The organism is Streptomyces chartreusis (assembly GCF_008704715.1).
In the GTDB taxonomy this organism is placed as follows: Bacteria; Actinomycetota; Actinomycetes; order Streptomycetales; family Streptomycetaceae; genus Streptomyces; species Streptomyces chartreusis.
Window position 1 is genome coordinate 8,917,145 of the sequence record NZ_CP023689.1, and the last position, 16,331, is coordinate 8,933,475.

Below are 16,331 nucleotides of genomic sequence, written 5' to 3' on the forward strand. Positions count from 1 at the left end.
CATGGCGGCCGACAGCGACTGGCATCTGACCCGAACCTTCAACAGCACGTCCGGTGACGTCCGCTGGGACCGGCTGGGCCCGCCCGGCGGACCACCGGTCGTCCTGCTGCACGGCACGCCCTTCTCCTCCTACGTCTGGCGTGCCGTCGCCCGCTCGCTCGCCCGCGAGTACGACGTCCACGTCTGGGACATGCCCGGCTACGGCAGCTCCGAGAAGGCCGAGGGGCAGGACGTGTCCCTGGCCGCCCAGGGCGGCGTCCTCGGCGAACTGCTGGCCCACTGGCAGCTCACGGAGCCGCTGGTCGTCGCCCATGACTTCGGCGGCGCCGTCGCCCTGCGGGCCCATCTGCTGCACGACGCCCGCTACCGGGCCCTCGCCCTGGTCGACCCGGTCGCCCTGGCCCCTTGGGGCTCCCCGTTCTTCCGGCTCGTCGGCGCCCACGCCGACGTCTTCCAACGGTTGCCGCCCGCGCTGCACGGCGCCCTGGTGCGCGAGTACGTCTCCTCCGCGAGCAGCCCGGGCGTGCGCCCCGACGTCCTCGACCGGCTCGTCGAGCCCTGGCTGGACGACACCGGCCAGGCCGCCTTCTACCGGCAGATCGCCCAGGCGGACCAGCGCTACACCGACGAGATCCAGGGCCGCTACGGCACGATCGGCATTCCCACGCTGGTCTGCTGGGGCGAGGACGACACCTGGATCCCGATCGCGAAGGGACACGAGCTGGCCGCCCTCGTCCCGGGCGCGCGGTTCGAACCGATCGCCGGCGCGGGGCACCTCGTCCAGGAGGACGCCCCCGCGCAGCTCACGGCAGCTCTGCTCGACTTCCTCCAGCGGCACCGGTGACAGGGCGGACGGGACGCAGGGGCCGTATACGACGAGGGCGGGACCGGATACCCCGGTCCCGCCCCTTCGCCGCGTCCGCTCAGCGGAAGACCACCGTGCGGTTGCCGTCCACCATCACGCGGCTCTCGCTGTGCCACTTCACCGCGTGCGCGAGCACCTGCGCCTCCACGTCCCGTCCGACGGTGACCAGTTCGCCGGGGTCGAGCGAGTGGTCCACCCGGACCACGTCCTGCTCGATGATCTGCCCCTCGTCCAGATCCGGCGTCACGTAGTGCGCCGTCGCGCCGACCAGCTTCACGCCGCGGGTGTACGCCTGATCGTAGGGGCGGGCGCCCTTGAAGCTGGGCAGGAAGGAGTGGTGGATGTTGATCGCGCGGCCCTCGAGCTGCTTGCACAGGTCGTCGGAGAGGATCTGCATGTAGCGGGCCAGTACCACCAGGTCGACGTCCAGTTCGCGCACCAGCTCCAGCAGCCGCGCCTCCGCCTCGGGCTTGGTGTCCCTGGTGACAGGGACGTGGTGGAAGGGGATGCCGTACGTCTCGGCGAGTCCCTCGAAGTCGCGGTGGTTGGAGACGATCGCCGGGATCTCGATGTTGAGGGCGCCGGTGCGACGGCGGAACAGCAGGTCGTTCAGGCAGTGGCCGAACCGGGACACCATGATCAGGGTCCGGGTCGGGGTGGCGGCGTCGGTCATGGTCCAGGTGATGCTGTGGGCCTGGGCGACGGGGCCGAACCGGTAACGCAGGTTTTCCAGATCGACGTCCGGATCCGAAACGTCGAAGTGGACCCGCATGAAGAAACGGTCCTGGAGCCGGTCGTCGAACTGCTGGCTCTCCAGGATGTTGCCGGAGTTCCTGACGAGAAAGCCGCTCACTGCGTGGACCAGTCCGGCGCTGTCTGGGCAGGAGAGAGTAAGGACGTACTCACGGCCGGGTTGCGGTCGAGGGGACATGTGCGGCCTCCGTCGGTGCGCATTGCACAACAAGGTGAGCGATACGCAACATGGTCGGGTCGTCACCCCTCCCGGTCAAGGGTGGGGAGGGCAAGTGATCGCATGACTGAATCGTCATCGGCGAACCCCTTGACGACTGTCTGGACATTCGCCAGGGTGTTCCACCACAAGCAATCGGGTGCATGATGCGCAACGAATTTCTGTTGAAAGGCTCGGCGCGTGGCAGACCTGTATGTGGATGGCGAATGGCGGGATCCGGTGGCCGGCGGAAGCCGGGAGATCCGGTGTCCCGCTGACGGCACGCTCTCGGCGACCGTCTCCGAGGCGACCCGCCCCGACACCGAGGCCGCGATCGCCGCCGCCCGCCGTGCGTTCGACGCGGGGCACTGGCCGAACACCCCCGAACGGGAGCGCGGCGCGCTGCTGCTGCGCACCGCCGACATCCTCGAACGCGACGCGAAGGACTTCGCCCGCGCCGAGTCCCTGGACACCGGCAAGCGGCTGGTGGAGAGCGAGTACGACATCGCCGACGTCGTCTCCTGTCTGCGCCACTACGGCGGCCTCGGCGGTACCGACGCGGGACGGGTGATCGACACCGGCCGGGACGACGCCGTAAGCCGTGTCGTGTACGAACCGGTCGGCGTGTGCGGACTGATCACGCCGTGGAACTACCCACTGCTGCAAGCGAGTTGGAAGGTCGCACCGGCGCTCCTGGCCGGCAACACCATCGTCCTCAAGCCCAGCGAGCTCACGCCCTCCACCTCCGTCCTGCTGATGAGGGCGCTGGAGGAGGCCGGGCTCCCGGCGGGCGTCGCCAACCTCGTCCTCGGCGCGGGACCCGAAGCCGGCGCACCCCTGTCCGACGACCCGCGGGTCGACATGGTCTCCTTCACCGGCGGCCTCGACACCGGCAGGCGCATCATGGCCACCGCCGCGTCGACCGTGAAGAAGGTCGCCCTCGAACTCGGCGGCAAGAACCCCAACGTCGTCTTCGCCGACGCCGACTTCGAGACGGCCGTCGACTTCGCCCTGACCGCGGTCTTCCTGCACTCCGGCCAGGTCTGCTCGGCCGGCGCCCGGCTGATCGTCGAGGACTCCCTGCACGACCGCTTCGTCGACGAGGTCGTCCGCCGGGCCCGGCAGATCCGCCTCGGCGGCCCCTTCGACCCCGACGCCGAGACCGGGGCGCTGATCTCCGCACAGCATCTGGCGAAGGTCGAGGCCTACGTCGCCTCCGGGCTCGCCGAGGGCGCAGTGCTGCGCTGCGGCGGCACGCGGCCCGACGACCCCGCGCTGGCGGGCGGCCACTACTACCTCCCCACCGTGCTCGACGAGTGCCGGCAGCACATGCGCGTCGTCCACGAGGAGTCCTTCGGGCCCGTGCTCACCGTGGAGCGCTTCACCGACGAGGACGACGCCGTACGCATCGCCAACGACACCGAGTACGGACTCGCCGGAGCCGTGTGGACCCAGGACGGAGGCAAGGCCCAGCGGGTCGCCCGGCGGCTGCGCCACGGCACGGTGTGGATCAACGACTACCACCCCTACGTGCCGCAAGCGGAATGGGGTGGCTTCGGGCACTCGGGCGTGGGCCGGGAGCTGGGCCCGACCGGCCTGAACGAATACCGAGAGCCCAAACACATCTGGCAGAACATCCAACCCCGGCCGCAGCACTGGTTCCGCGGCTGAACGCCGAAATGAGGTCGAACGTGACCACTCAGACCGAGGTGCCGCAGCGGCGCGGCACGCCCCAGGACTCGGGCTCCACCCCGGTCATCTCCGTGCGCAGGCTGTGGAAGGTGTTCGGGCCGAAGGCCGACCAGGTGCCGGACTCCGAGGAGTTGTGCGGCCTCACCCGCCGCGAGCTCATGGACCGCACCGGATGCACCGCCGCCGTACGGGACGTCCACTTCGACGTCTCGCCCGGCGAGGTCTTCGTCGTCATGGGCCTGTCGGGCTCCGGCAAGTCCACCCTGGTGCGATGTCTCACCCGGCTGATCGAACCCACCGCGGGCGAGATCGTCTTCGAGGGCGAGGACATCCGCCAGGCCGACCAGGCGCGCCTGCGCGACCTGCGGCGCCGCAAGTTCTCCATGGTCTTCCAGCACTTCGGTCTGCTGCCCCACCGCCGCGTCGTCGAGAACGTGGCGTTCGGTCTGGAGATCCGGGGCATGAGCAGGGCCGAGCGCACCAAGCGCGCCCAGGAGGTCGTCGAGCTCGTCGGCCTCGCGGGCTACGAGAACTCCTACCCCGACCAGCTCTCCGGCGGTATGCAGCAACGCGTGGGCCTCGCCCGGGCGTTGGCCGGCGATCCCGACGTGCTCTTCTTCGACGAGCCCTTCTCGGCGCTCGACCCGCTGATCCGCCGCGACATGCAGAACGAGGTCATCCGGCTGCACCACGAGGTCGGCAAGACCATGGTGTTCATCACCCACGATCTCTCCGAGGCCCTCAAGCTGGGCGACCGCATCCTGATCATGCGCGACGGCAAGATGGTCCAGTGCGGCACCGGCGACGAACTCGTCGGCGCCCCCGCGGACGACTACGTCCGCGAGTTCGTCAAGGACGTCCCGCGCGGCGACGTGCTGACCCTGCGCTGGATCATGCGCCCGCCGGCCGACGGCGACGCCCTCGACGGCCCCGAACTCGGCCCGGACGTCGTCGTACGGGAAGCCACCCGGGCCGTGCTGGCGGCCGACAAGCCCGTCAAGGTCGTCGAAAACGGCAAGCTGCTCGGCATCGTCGGCGACGAGGAGATCCTCGCGGTGGTCGCCGGGACGGAAGGCGGCGCGTGATGACCGTCGCGATGGAGAAACCGGAGAAGACGGCACCCGTCGAGGAGCCGCCCGCTCCGGCCGTGACCGAACGCAGGATCAGCCGGACCATGGTGGTCGGCGCGATCCTCGTGCTCTGGCTGGTGCTCTTCGCCGTACTGCGCGGAAAGCACACCCTGACCCTCGCGGCGGCCGACCTCACCGATCTGCACCGGTGGTTCAACGACGTCAACGACTCGATCGGCGCGGACCGCAACTCCAACCCGCTCTTCCTCTACTTCTTCAACGAGATCCGCTTCGTCATCGACTCCCTGGTGACCTTCGTGCAGGAGTTGATCTCGCAGCCGGGCGCCGACCGTCCCGTCCCGCAGATCGGCTGGCTCGGTGTCGTCGGCATCGTTGGCTATGTCTCCTGGGCCGTGGGCAACTGGCGGGTCGCGCTCCTGGCGGTCGCCGGCTTCACCTTCCTCGGGCTCCAGGGCCTGTGGCAGGAGAGCATGGACACGCTCGCGCTGACCGTGTCCGCCGTCTTCGTGGCGCTGCTGTTCGCGATCCCGCTCGGGGTCTGGGCAGGGCTGTCCGACCGGTTCAACCGGATCATGACGCCCTTCCTGGACTTCATGCAGACGATGCCGACCTTCGTCTACCTGGCCCCGCTGACCCTGTTCTTCCTCATCGGCCCGGCCTCCGCCACCATCGCCACGCTCATCTACGCGGCGCCGCCCGCGATCCGGATCACCGCGCACGCCATCCGCTCCGTGCCGACGACCACGGTCGAGGCGGCCGACTCGCTGGGCGCCACCCGTCGGCAGGCGCTGACGAAGGTGCTGCTGCCGATGTCCAAGCGGACCGTGGTCATGGGCGTCAACCAGACCATCATGGCCGCCCTGGCCATGGTGACCATCGCCGCCCTGATCGACGCACCCGGCCTCGGCAAGACCGTCGTCCAGGCCCTCCAGTCGCTCGACGTGGGCACCGCCTTCAACGCCGGTCTCGCGATCGTCGTCATGGCCATCGTGCTCGACCGCGTCACCACCGCGGCGAGCGGACGCGAAGAGGCGGCCCGGAACTCGAAGAACCGTTTCCTGACCTGGCGCCGCCCGCTGCTCGGCGCCGGAGCTGCGGCCGCCGCGGTCCTCGTCTACCTCTCGCACACCTATGTGTGGGCGGCGGAGTTCCCCGGCGAGGGAGGCGTGGGCAGCGCCATCTCCAGCTGGGCGGACAGCGTGACGACCTGGGCGCAGGACAACCTGTCCGGGCTCACCAACGCCTTCCGCGACGCCATCACCAACGGTCTGCTCAACCCCTTCCAGACAGTCCTGACCGACTCCCCGTGGTGGCTCGTCGGCGCGGCTCTGATCGCGCTCGCCGTGGTCCTCGGGGGCTGGCGCGCCGGCATCACCACGGCCGTCTGCGTGGGCCTGCTCGTCGGCACCGGTGTCTGGTCCGACAGCATGACGACGCTGGCGTCGACCGTCGTCGCCACGGTCCTTGTGATGCTGCTCGGCATCGGCTTCGGCGTGTGGATGGGACGCAGCGCGCTGGTCGACCGGCTGCTGCGGCCCAGCCTGGACGCGGCCCAGGTCATGCCGCCGTTCGTCTATCTCGTGCCGTTCCTCGCGCTGTTCGGCGCGACCCGCTTCACGGCGATCGTCGCCGCCGTCGTCTACGCGGCCCCCGTCGCCATGAAGATCATCGCGGACGGGGTCCGGAACGTGCCCGCCACCACCGTGGAGGCGGCCACCTCGGCCGGGTGCAACACCTGGCAGATCATCACCAAGGTCCAGCTGCCGATGGCGCGCAGCGCCCTCACGCTCGCGACCAACCAGGGCCTGATCTACGTCCTTTCGATGGTCGTGGTCGGCGGTCTGGTGGGCGCGGGCGCCCTCGGCTACGACGTCGTGGCCGGTTTCTCGCAGGGCCAGCTGTACGGGAAGGGGCTCGCCGCGGGGCTCGCCATCGTCCTTCTCGGCGTCATGTTCGACCGGATCACTCAGGCAGCGGCTCGCCGCACCAGCGCATAAGGAGCACCACACCATGGCAAGACACTGGCGAGCCGGCGCGGCCGGACTGGCCGTCCTCGGCCTCACCCTCACCGCCTGCGGCGGGGCGAAGGTCGGCGACGACTCCGCGGGGTCCGGCGGCTCGGGCGACTCCGGCAAGTGCGGCACCTTCAACCTCGCGGTCAACCCGTGGGTCGGCTACGAGGCCAACGCGGCGGTCGTCGCGTACGTCGCGGAACACGACCTCGGCTGCAAGGTCAACCAGAAGGACCTCAAGGAGGAGATCGCCTGGCAGGGCTTCGGGACGGGCGAGGTCGACGCCGTCATCGAGAACTGGGGCCACGACGACCTGAAGAAGAAGTACATCACCGACCAGAAGACGGCCCTGGACGCCGGCCCGACCGGCAACAAGGGGCTCATCGGCTGGTACGTGCCGCCGTGGCTGGCCAAGGCGCACCCCGACATCACCGACTGGAACAACCTCGACAAGTACGCGGCCGAGTTCAAGACCTCCGAGTCGGGCGGGAAGGGCCAGCTGCTCGACGGCGACCCGTCGTTCGTCACCAACGACGAGGCGCTGGTGAAGAACCTGAAGCTGGACTTCAAGGTGGTGTACGCGGGCAGCGAGACCGCCCTCATCCAGGCCTTCCGCAAGGCGGAGAAGAACAAGGAATGGGTGATCGGCTACTTCTACGAGCCGCAGTGGTTCATGTCCGAGGTACCGCTCGTCAAGGTCAAGCTGCCCGAGTACAAGGACGGTTGCGACGCCGACGCGGAGAAGGTCGACTGCGACTACCCGGTGTACGAACTGGACAAGATCGTCAGCGCGAAGTTCGCCAAGTCCGGCAGCCCGGCCTATGACCTGGTGAAGAACTTCACGTGGACGAACGACGACCAGAACGTCGTGGCGAAGTACATAGCCGTCGACAAGATGGCCCCCGAGGCGGCGGCCAAGAAGTGGGTCGAGGCCAACCGCGACAAGGTGGAGGCCTGGATCAAGTAGGCCCTTCACGAATGCCCGGTGGGTGGTGCGAGCGGACTCGCACCACCCACCGGGCATTGCTGTTTTCCGTGCCGTTCCCCGACGTCAGCGGACCTCTTGACACCCACCTGCACGGCAGGCACATTGAGTTGCGCAACCTGAGTCATGTTGCGCAGAAAGCAACTCAACCGGAGGTGCGGCGATGGCGGGACCCCGAGTGGTCATCATCGGAGCGGGAGTCGTCGGTGCGGCGCTCGCGGACGAGATCTCCGCGCGCGGCTGGACCGAAGTGACCGTGGTCGACCAGGGTCCGATCCCCGCCACCGGGGGCTCCAGCTCGCACGCCCCGGGCCTGGTCTTCCAGACGAACTCCTCCAAGACCATGACCGAACTGGCCCGCTACACCGTCGAGAAGTTCTGCTCCCTCGACGTCGACGGCAAGCCCTGCTTCCTCCAGGTCGGCGGCCTCGAAGTGGCCACCAGCCCCGAGCGCCTCACGGAACTGCACCGCCGCCACGGCTGGATCACGGCCTGGGGCATCGAGTCCCGGCTGCTGACCCCCGACGAGTGCGTCGAGCAACACCCCCTGGTCGACCGCGACAAGGTCCTCGGCGGCCTCCTCGTCCCGACGGACGGCCTCGCCAAGGCGGTCCTCGCCGTCGAGGCACAGATCCGCCGGGCCACCGAGCGCGGAGTGCGCTTCCTCGCCCGCCACGAGGTCCTCGACGTGCTGAAGGCCGACGGCGAGGTGACCGGCGTCCTGACCGACCAGGGCGAGATCCCCGCCGACATCGTCGTGTGCTGCGCCGGCATCTGGGGCCCGAAGATCGCCCGCATGGCCGGCATGAACCTCCCGCTCACGCCGCTCGCCCACCAGCTCGCCTGGACCGGCCCCGTCCCGGCCCTCGCCGGCCAGACGCAGGAGGCGGTCCGCCCGATCCTGCGCCACCAGGACGCCGACCTCTACTACCGCGACCGCTTCGACGGCATCGGCATCGGCTACTACGGCCACCGCCCGATGCCCATCACCGCCGACGAGATCCTCGGTGTGGACGAGGCCGACGAGATGCCGTCCGTCCTGAAGTTCACCGAGGAGGACTTCGAGCCCGCCTGGGCCGAGACCCAGTCCCTCCTCCCCGCGACCCGCGAGGCGAAGGTCGAGGAGGGCATCAACGGCCTGTTCTCCTTCACCACCGACAACTTCCCCCTCCTCGGGGAGTCCCCGGACGTCAAGGGCTTCTGGGTCGCCGAGGCCGTCTGGGTCACGCACTCCGCGGGCGTGGGCCGGGCGCTGGCCGAGTGGCTGGTCGACGGCCACTGCTCGTCCTTCGACCTGCACGAGTGCGACGTCAACCGCTTCGAGCCGCACCAGCTGTCCCCGGAGTACGTCCTGGCCCGCGACTGCCAGAACTTCGTCGAGGTCTACGACATCCTCCACCCCCTCCAGCCCTCCGGCGCCCCGCGCCCGATCCGCACCAGCCCCTTCCACCCCCGCCAGCAGGAGCACGGCGCCTTCTTCCTGGAGGCCAACGGCTGGGAGCGCCCGCAGTGGTACGAGGCCAACGCAACTCTGGTCGAGGGCCGCAACATCCCGACCCCCAACGACTGGGCCGCGCAGTTCTGGTCGCCCATCGTCGGCGCAGAGGCGCAGGCCACCCGCGAGACCGTCGCCCTCTACGACATGACGGCCCTCAAGCGCCTGGAGGTGAGCGGCCCCGGTTCCGCCGACCTCCTGGAGCGCCTGTGCACCGGCAAGGTCGCCAAGTCGGTCGGCTCGGTCACCTACACGCTCCTCCTGGACCACGACGGCGGCATCCGCAGCGACATCACCGTCGCCCGCCTCGGCCGAGACCTCTTCCAGGTCGGCGCCAACGGCAACCTCGACCTCGACTGGTTCACCCGGCACCTCCCCGCCGACGGCACCGTCCAGGTCCGCGACATCACGCCGGGCACCTGCTGCATCGGCCTGTGGGGCCCGCTCGCCCGCAAGGTCCTCCAGCCCCTGACGGACGAGGACTTCACCAACGACGGCCTGAAGTACTTCCGCGCCAAGCGGGCCTACATCGGCAGCGTCCCGGTGACGGCGATGCGCCTGAGCTACGTCGGCGAACTCGGCTGGGAGCTCTACACCACCGCAGACCAGGGCCTGAAGCTCTGGGACACCCTCTGGCGGGCCGCGGAGCCCCTCGGCGGCGTCATCGCCGGACGCGGCGCCTTCAACAGCCTCCGCCTGGAGAAGGGCTACCGTTCCTTCGGCACCGACATGACCTACGAGCACGACCCCTACGAGGCCGGCGTCGGCTTCGCCGTGAAGCTCGACAAGGACGACTTCATCGGCAAGGCGGCACTGGAGCGCCGCAAGGCCGACGTGCGGCGCAGGCTGACCTGCCTCACCATCGACGACCCCCGGTCGGTCGTCCTGGGCAAGGAGCCTGTGTACGACGGCGAGCGGGCCGTCGGGTACGTCACGAGCGCCTCGTACGGCTACACGATCGGCAAGGGGATCGCCTACGCGTGGCTGCCGGCGGAACTCGCCGTTCCCGGAACGGGCGTTGAGATCGGCTACTTCGACCGACGGGTCGAGGCGGTCGTGGCCGAGGAGCCGCTGTTCGACCCCTCGATGTCCCGGCTTCGTGGGTGACAGTCCGCAAGGGAGTGCCGCGACGGGTCGTGGACGGGCGCGCGTCCGTCGTGGCTGGTCGCGCAGTTCCCCGCGCGCCTGAGGGCGTCGCAGCAGATCCCTCTTGAAAGGAGTACCGGTGACCGCAAAGCTTCTCGACGGCAAAGCCACCGCCGCCGTCATCCGTGGCGAACTGGCCGAGCGCGTGGCCAAGCTGACCGCCACCGGCGGACGACCGCCAGGACTCGGCACCGTCCTCGTCGGCGACGACCCCGGCAGTCACGCCTACGTCGGCGGCAAGCACCGCGACTGCGCACAGGTCGGCATCGCCTCCATCCGCCGGGACCTGCCCGCCGACGCCTCGCAGCAGCAGGTCGAGGACACGATCGACGAACTCAACGCCGACCCGGACTGCACCGGCTACATCGTCCAACTGCCGCTCCCCGCCCACCTGGACGCGGGCGCCGTACTGGAACGCATGGACCCGGCGAAGGACGCCGACGGCCTGCACCCCGTCAACCTCGGCCGCCTCGTCCTCGGCGAGGAGGCGCCGCTGCCGTGCACTCCGCGCGGCATCGTCGAACTCCTGCGCCGCCACGACGTGCCGATCCCCGGAGCACGGGTGTGCGTGATCGGCCGGGGCATCACCGTCGGCCGACCCCTCGGACTGCTGCTGACCCGCCGATCCGAGAACGCCACGGTCACCCTGTGCCACACCGGCACCAAGGGCCTCGCCTGGCACGTACGCGAGGCGGACATCGTCGTCGCTGCCGCCGGCTCGCCCGGACTGATCACCGCCGACATGCTCCGCCCGGGCGCGGCAGTCCTGGACGTCGGCATCACCCGCACCGACGGCGGCCTGGTCGGCGACATCCACCCGGGCGCCAACCAGGTCGCCGGATGGGTCGCGCCGATGCCCGGCGGAGTGGGACCCATGACCCGGGCGATGCTGCTCGCCAACGTCGTCGAGGCTGCCGAGAGGAACGCTAACACCGTATGAACCTGTCCCTTCCAGCGGACGGAGCCCTCCGATGAGCCCCCGCACCCCCGGCGCCGAACTCCCCGACCACCCCGACTTCCTGTGGCGCAACCCCGAGCCCAGGCGGTCGTACGACGTCATCGTCGTCGGCGGCGGAGGACACGGCCTGGCCACCGCCCACTACCTCGCCAGGAACCACGGCATCACCAATGTCGCCGTGCTGGAGAAGGGCTGGCTCGCGGGCGGCAACATGGCCCGCAACACCACGATCATCCGCTCCAACTACCTGTGGGACGAGAGCGCCGGCATCTACGAGCACGCCCTCAAGCTGTGGGAGGGACTGGCGGAGGAGCTCGACTATCCGATCCTGTTCTCCCAGCGCGGCGTGCTGAACCTGGCGCACAGCCTCCAGGACGTCCGCGACAGCGTCCGCCGCGTCGAGGCGAACCGCCTCAACGGCGTGGACGCGGAGTGGCTGGACGCGGACGGCGTCAAGGAAGTCTGCCCGATCGTCAACATCTCCCCGGACGTGCGCTATCCGGTCCTGGGCGCCACCTACCAGCCCCGCGCGGGCATCGCCAAGCACGACTACGTCGCCTGGGGCCTGGCCCGCTCGGCCGACGCGGCCGGTATCGACATCATCCAGAACTGCGAGGTCACGGGCCTGGACGTGGTCGGCGGCCGGGTCGTCGGAGTGCGGACGAACCTGGGCCCCATCGCGGCCGGCAAGGTGGCGCTGTGCTCGGCGGGCCACACCTCCGTCCTCGCCGCGATGGCCGGCATCGAACTCCCGCTCCAGAGCCACCCGTTGCAGGCCCTGGTCTCGGAGCTCCTGGAGCCCGTCCACCCCACGGTCGTGATGTCCAACGCGGTCCACGTGTACGTGAGCCAGGCCCACAAGGGCGAGCTGGTCATGGGCGCCGGCGTCGACGCGTACAACTCGTACACCCAGCGCGGCGCCTTCCACATCATCGAGGAACAGATGGCGGCGGCCCTGGAACTCTTCCCCGTCTTCGCGCGCGCCCACGTCCTGCGCACCTGGGGCGGCATCGTCGACGTCAGCCCCGACGCCTCACCGATCATCGGCCTCACCCCCGTCGACAACCTCTACCTCAACTGCGGCTGGGGGACCGGCGGCTTCAAGGCCACCCCCGGCGTCGGCTGGGTCTACGCCCACACCATCGCCAACGACACCCCGCACGCCCTGAACGCCCCCTTCTCGCTCGACCGTTTCACCACCGGCGCGCTCGTCGACGAGCACGGCGCGGCCGCTGTGGCCCACTAGGACCACTGGAAGCTCTGGGAGCCGATCCATGCTGCTCATCCCCTGCCCGTGGTGCGGGCCCCGCGACGAGGCCGAGTTCCACTACGGCGGCCAGGCCCATGTGCCGTACCCGCAGGACCCCGCGTCCCTCTCCGACGAGGAGTGGGCCCGGTACCTCTTCTTCCGCGACAACACCAAGGGCCCCTTCGCCGAACGCTGGAGCCACGCGTCGGGCTGCCGCCGCTGGTTCAACGCGGTACGGGACACGTCGACGAACGAGATCCTGACGGTGTACAGGACGGGAGAGGAACGCCCGGCGACACCCGGGCCGAGGCCAGTCTTCTCAGCCCGTCCGGCGTTTGAGGACGAGGCCCTTTCGGGGCCGACGGGGGTCCAGGGGGCAGAGCCCCCTGGCGGGGTGGAAGGGGCGGAGCCCCTTCAGGACGGGACGGGTAGGGGCGGCGGGGGCGAACCATTCCGCCACCCCACCCGCGGCCGGATCGACCGCGAAACCCCCCTCACCTTCACCTTCGACGGCACCGAATACCAGGGCTTCCGAGGCGACACCCTCGCCTCCGCCCTCCTCGCCCGCGGCGTCATCCAGGCAGGCACCAGCATCAAGCTCGGCCGCCCCCGGGGCATCTTCTCCGCCGGCGTCGAAGAGCCAAACGCGGTCGTCCAGATCGAGGAACCCTTCCCGGAGCCCATGCTCCCCGCGACGACCGTCGAGCTGTACGACGGCCTGGTCGCGAGCAGCCTGACCGGCCAGGGCCGCCTCGCCACCGAACCGGACCCGGCCCGCTACGACGCCGTGCACGCCCACTGCGACCTGCTGATCGTGGGCGCGGGCCCGGCCGGCCTCGCGGCCGCGGCCGCGGCAGCCCGCAGCGGCGCCCGCGTCATCCTCGCCGACGACCAGCCGGAGCCCGGCGGCAGCCTGCTGGGCACCGGCGAACACCTCGACTGGGTGGACGAGGTCACCGGCCGGCTCGCCGCCGCCCCCGAGGTCCGCGTCCTGTCCCGCACCACCGTCTTCGGCCACTACGACGACAACCAACTCCTCGCCGTCGAACGCCGCACCAACCACCTGGGCGCCGACGCCCCCGAGGACGTCGCCCGCGAACGCGTGTGGCGTATCCGGGCCCGCCGGGTCGTCCTGGCCACCGGCGCCCACGAACGCTCCCTCGCCTTCGCGGACAACGACCGGCCCGGAGTGATGCTGGCCGCCTCGGCCCGTACGTACGTCAACCGGTACGGCGTCCTGCCAGGCCGGCACGCTGTCGTCCTCACCACCAACGACAGCGCCTACGCGGCGGCCCTGGACCTCGCCGCGGCGGGCCTCTCCGTCACGGCCGTCGTCGACACCCGCCCCGAACCGGGGGAGTGGGCCGAGCGCGCGAGGGCCGCCGGCATCGAGGTGCTGGCCGGCCACGCCGTCACCGGTACCACGGGCGAGGCCCGCCTCAGTGCGGTGACCGTCGCCCCGTACGGGGAGTCCGCGGGACAGCGGGAGTTCGCCGCCGACCTGCTGCTGGTCTCCGGCGGCTGGAATCCGGTGGTGCATCTGTTCAGCCAGTCCGGCGGCAGGCTCCGCCACGACGAGGCGCTGGGCTCCTTCGTCCCCGACAGCACACGGCAGGCGGTCGAGGTCGCGGGCGCCGCGAGCGGCGTGGCGGACCTGGCCGCGGTCCTGGCACAGGGCGCCGCGGCCGGTGCCCGAGCCGTCGAGGCCGAGGGCTACACATCCGCGACACCTCGCCTGCCGGAACCGGCCGCACAGCCCCGGCGGACCCCGCCCATGCACGTGTACGCCCTGCCGGGCGCGGCGGGCGCTCCGCGCTTCGTCGACCTCCAACGCGACGTCACCGTCGACGACCTGGCCCGCGCCAGCGGCGCCGGCCTGCGCTCGGTCGAGCACACCAAGCGCTACACCACGGCCGGCACCGCCAACGACCAGGGCAGGACCTCAGGCGTGCTGGCCGGCGGCATCGTCGCCGAACTGCTCGGCGTGGACGTCTCGGAACTCGGCACGACCACGTTCCGCCCGCCGTACATCCCGGTCTCCTTCGCCGCCCTCGCGGGCCGCGACCGCGGCGCACTCAGCGATCCGGTCCGTACGACCGCCCTGCACGAGTGGCATGTCGCGCACGGCGCCCTGTTCGAGAACGTCGGCCAGTGGAAGCGCCCCTGGTACTACCCGCTGGCCGGCGAGGACATGGAGGCCGCCGTACTGCGCGAGTGCCGGGCGACCCGAGAGGGCGTGGGCTTCATGGACGCCTCCACGCTCGGCAAGATCGACGTGCAGGGCCCGGACGCGGCCGTCCTCCTCGACCGGCTCTACACGAACATGATGAGCTCCCTGAAGGTCGGCATGATCCGCTACGGCGTCATGTGCCGCCCCGACGGCATGGTCTTCGACGACGGCACCGTCATCCGCGTCGCCCAGGACCGCTTCCTGGTCACCACGACGACGGGCAACGCGGCCGCCGTACTGGACTGGATGGAGGAGTGGCACCAGACCGAGTGGCCCGAGCTGAAGGTCCACTGCACGTCCGTCACCGAGCAGTGGGCCACGGTCGCCCTGGTCGGCCCGAAGTCCCGGGAGGTGCTCGGCTCGCTGGCACCCGAACTGGCCGTCGCCAACGACGACTTCCCGTTCATGGCCTGGCGCGAGACGACCGTCGCCGGGATCGCGGCCCGGGTCTGCCGGATCAGCTTCTCCGGCGAACTCGCCTACGAGATCAATGTGTCGCCGTGGCAGGCCCTCGCCCTGTGGGAGGCCGTGCACGAGGCCGGCGCCCCGTACGGCATCACCCCGTACGGCACCGAGACCATGCACGTCCTGCGGGCCGAGAAGGGCTACCCGATCATCGGCCAGGACACCGACGGCACCGTCACCCCCCAGGACCTCGGCATGAGCTGGGTGGTGTCGAAGAAGAAGCCCGACTTCATCGGCAAGCGGTCCTACGCCCGGGCCGACACCGCCCGCCCCGACCGCAAGCACCTGGTCGGCCTCCTCCCGGAGGACCCGGGCACCTTCCTGCCGGAGGGCACCCATCTGATCGCCGACGGTGTGCTGCTGACACCGCCGGTCCCCATGCTCGGCCATGTCACGTCCAGCTACCGCAGCGCGGCGCTCGGCCGGACCTTCGCGCTCGCCCTGGTCAAGGGCGGACGTGACCGCATCGGCGAGCGGCTCTTCGCCCCTGTCGGCGACCGGCTGGTCCCGGTGACCGTCGCAAGTCCCGTCCTCTACGACCCCGAGGGAGCCCGCCGCGATGGCTGACAACGCCCTGACCGTCCCGCTCCGCAGCCCTCTGTCGCAGGTCAAAGACCGCCTGGCAGCCGCGACCCGCACCTCCGGGGGCGCGATCCGGCTGGCCGAACTCCCCGTCCTGACCCAGGTCAACGTCCGTCTCGACGCCAAGGGAGCGGCCTTCGAGGCCGTCGGCCTCGCACTGGACCTCCAGTTGCCGCTCCAGCCCAACACCGTCGTCCGCACAGGGGAGTTGACCGTGCTGTGGCTCGGCCCGGACGAATGGCTCCTGATCGGACGACCGGGTGGTGAAGGCGAGCTGGAGAGCCGGATCCGGGAGGCGGCCGGGGACGAGCCGGTCTCGGTCACCGACGTCTCCGCACAGCGCACCACCCTGCTGGTGACCGGCCCCCGCGCCCGTGACCTGCTGGCCCACGGCTGCCCCCTGGACCTGCACCCGCGGTCCTTCGGCTCCGGGCGCTGCGCCCAGACGACGCTGGGCCGCACCCAGGCCGTCCTGGTCGCCCGGGACGAACCCAGGGCCGGGTTCTGGGTGCTGGTCCGCTCGTCGTTCGCCGGCTATCTGGCGGACTGGCTGCTGGACGCGGCAACGGAATACGTCTGAGCGACCGCGCCCCGCGTGTGCTCCTACACGCG

The 16,331-nt window shown here is 70.5% G+C and carries 11 protein-coding genes; 10 read left to right on the forward strand and 1 reads right to left on the reverse strand.

Features of this window, described 5'->3' with window-relative positions:
• The first annotated feature begins 1 nt into the window (after position 1).
• On the forward strand, positions 2 to 844 hold the full coding sequence (locus CP983_RS39625; RefSeq protein WP_150505118.1) for an alpha/beta fold hydrolase: 843 nt from the start codon (positions 2 to 4) through the stop codon (positions 842 to 844).
• A 79-nt stretch (positions 845 to 923) separates the two neighbouring features.
• On the opposite strand, the gene purU is transcribed toward CP983_RS39625, so the two are convergent.
• Positions 924 to 1,796, reverse strand: a complete 873-nt coding sequence (gene purU / locus CP983_RS39630; RefSeq protein WP_150505120.1) for a formyltetrahydrofolate deformylase — start codon at positions 1,794 to 1,796, stop codon at positions 924 to 926.
• Between the two features lie 219 nt (positions 1,797 to 2,015).
• Here purU and CP983_RS39635 point away from each other — a divergent pair, with 219 nt between their 5' ends.
• The 9 genes from CP983_RS39635 to CP983_RS39675 all read left to right on the forward strand — a co-directional run bounded on the left by CP983_RS39635 (position 2,016) and on the right by CP983_RS39675 (position 16,299).
• Positions 2,016 to 3,485: an aldehyde dehydrogenase family protein gene (locus CP983_RS39635; protein ID WP_150505122.1), complete on the forward strand. Its 1,470-nt coding sequence runs from the start codon at positions 2,016 to 2,018 to the stop codon at positions 3,483 to 3,485.
• Between the two features lie 8 nt (positions 3,486 to 3,493).
• A complete protein-coding gene (locus tag CP983_RS39640; RefSeq protein WP_208852848.1) occupies positions 3,494 to 4,591 on the forward strand; it encodes a quaternary amine ABC transporter ATP-binding protein in 1,098 nt (365 codons plus the stop codon).
• On the forward strand, positions 4,591 to 6,594 hold the full coding sequence (locus CP983_RS39645; protein ID WP_150505126.1) for an ABC transporter permease: 2,004 nt from the start codon (positions 4,591 to 4,593) through the stop codon (positions 6,592 to 6,594). Before CP983_RS39640 ends, CP983_RS39645 begins: the two co-directional genes overlap by 1 nt.
• A gap of 13 nt (positions 6,595 to 6,607) precedes the next feature.
• Positions 6,608 to 7,576: an ABC transporter substrate-binding protein gene (locus tag CP983_RS39650; protein WP_030967255.1), complete on the forward strand. Its 969-nt coding sequence runs from the start codon at positions 6,608 to 6,610 to the stop codon at positions 7,574 to 7,576.
• A 181-nt stretch (positions 7,577 to 7,757) separates the two neighbouring features.
• On the forward strand, positions 7,758 to 10,196 hold the full coding sequence (locus CP983_RS39655) for a GcvT family protein (RefSeq protein ID WP_150505128.1): 2,439 nt from the start codon (positions 7,758 to 7,760) through the stop codon (positions 10,194 to 10,196).
• A 118-nt stretch (positions 10,197 to 10,314) separates the two neighbouring features.
• Entirely contained in the window at positions 10,315 to 11,175 is an 861-nt protein-coding gene (locus tag CP983_RS39660; RefSeq protein ID WP_150505130.1) for a bifunctional methylenetetrahydrofolate dehydrogenase/methenyltetrahydrofolate cyclohydrolase, read from the forward strand.
• Positions 11,176 to 11,206: 31 nt separating this feature from the next.
• The gene (locus CP983_RS39665; protein ID WP_150505132.1) at positions 11,207 to 12,439 is read left to right on the forward strand and encodes a sarcosine oxidase subunit beta family protein; all 1,233 of its coding nucleotides are present in this window, start codon (positions 11,207 to 11,209) and stop codon (positions 12,437 to 12,439) included.
• A 28-nt stretch (positions 12,440 to 12,467) separates the two neighbouring features.
• Positions 12,468 to 15,704, forward strand: a complete 3,237-nt coding sequence (locus CP983_RS39670) for a sarcosine oxidase subunit alpha family protein (RefSeq protein WP_150505134.1) — start codon at positions 12,468 to 12,470, stop codon at positions 15,702 to 15,704.
• Positions 15,697 to 16,299 carry a sarcosine oxidase subunit gamma gene (locus CP983_RS39675; RefSeq protein WP_150505136.1) on the forward strand — a complete coding sequence of 201 codons (603 nt, stop codon included), beginning with the start codon at positions 15,697 to 15,699 and terminating at the stop codon, positions 16,297 to 16,299. Before CP983_RS39670 ends, CP983_RS39675 begins: the two co-directional genes overlap by 8 nt.
• The last annotated feature ends 32 nt before the right edge of the window (positions 16,300 to 16,331 follow it).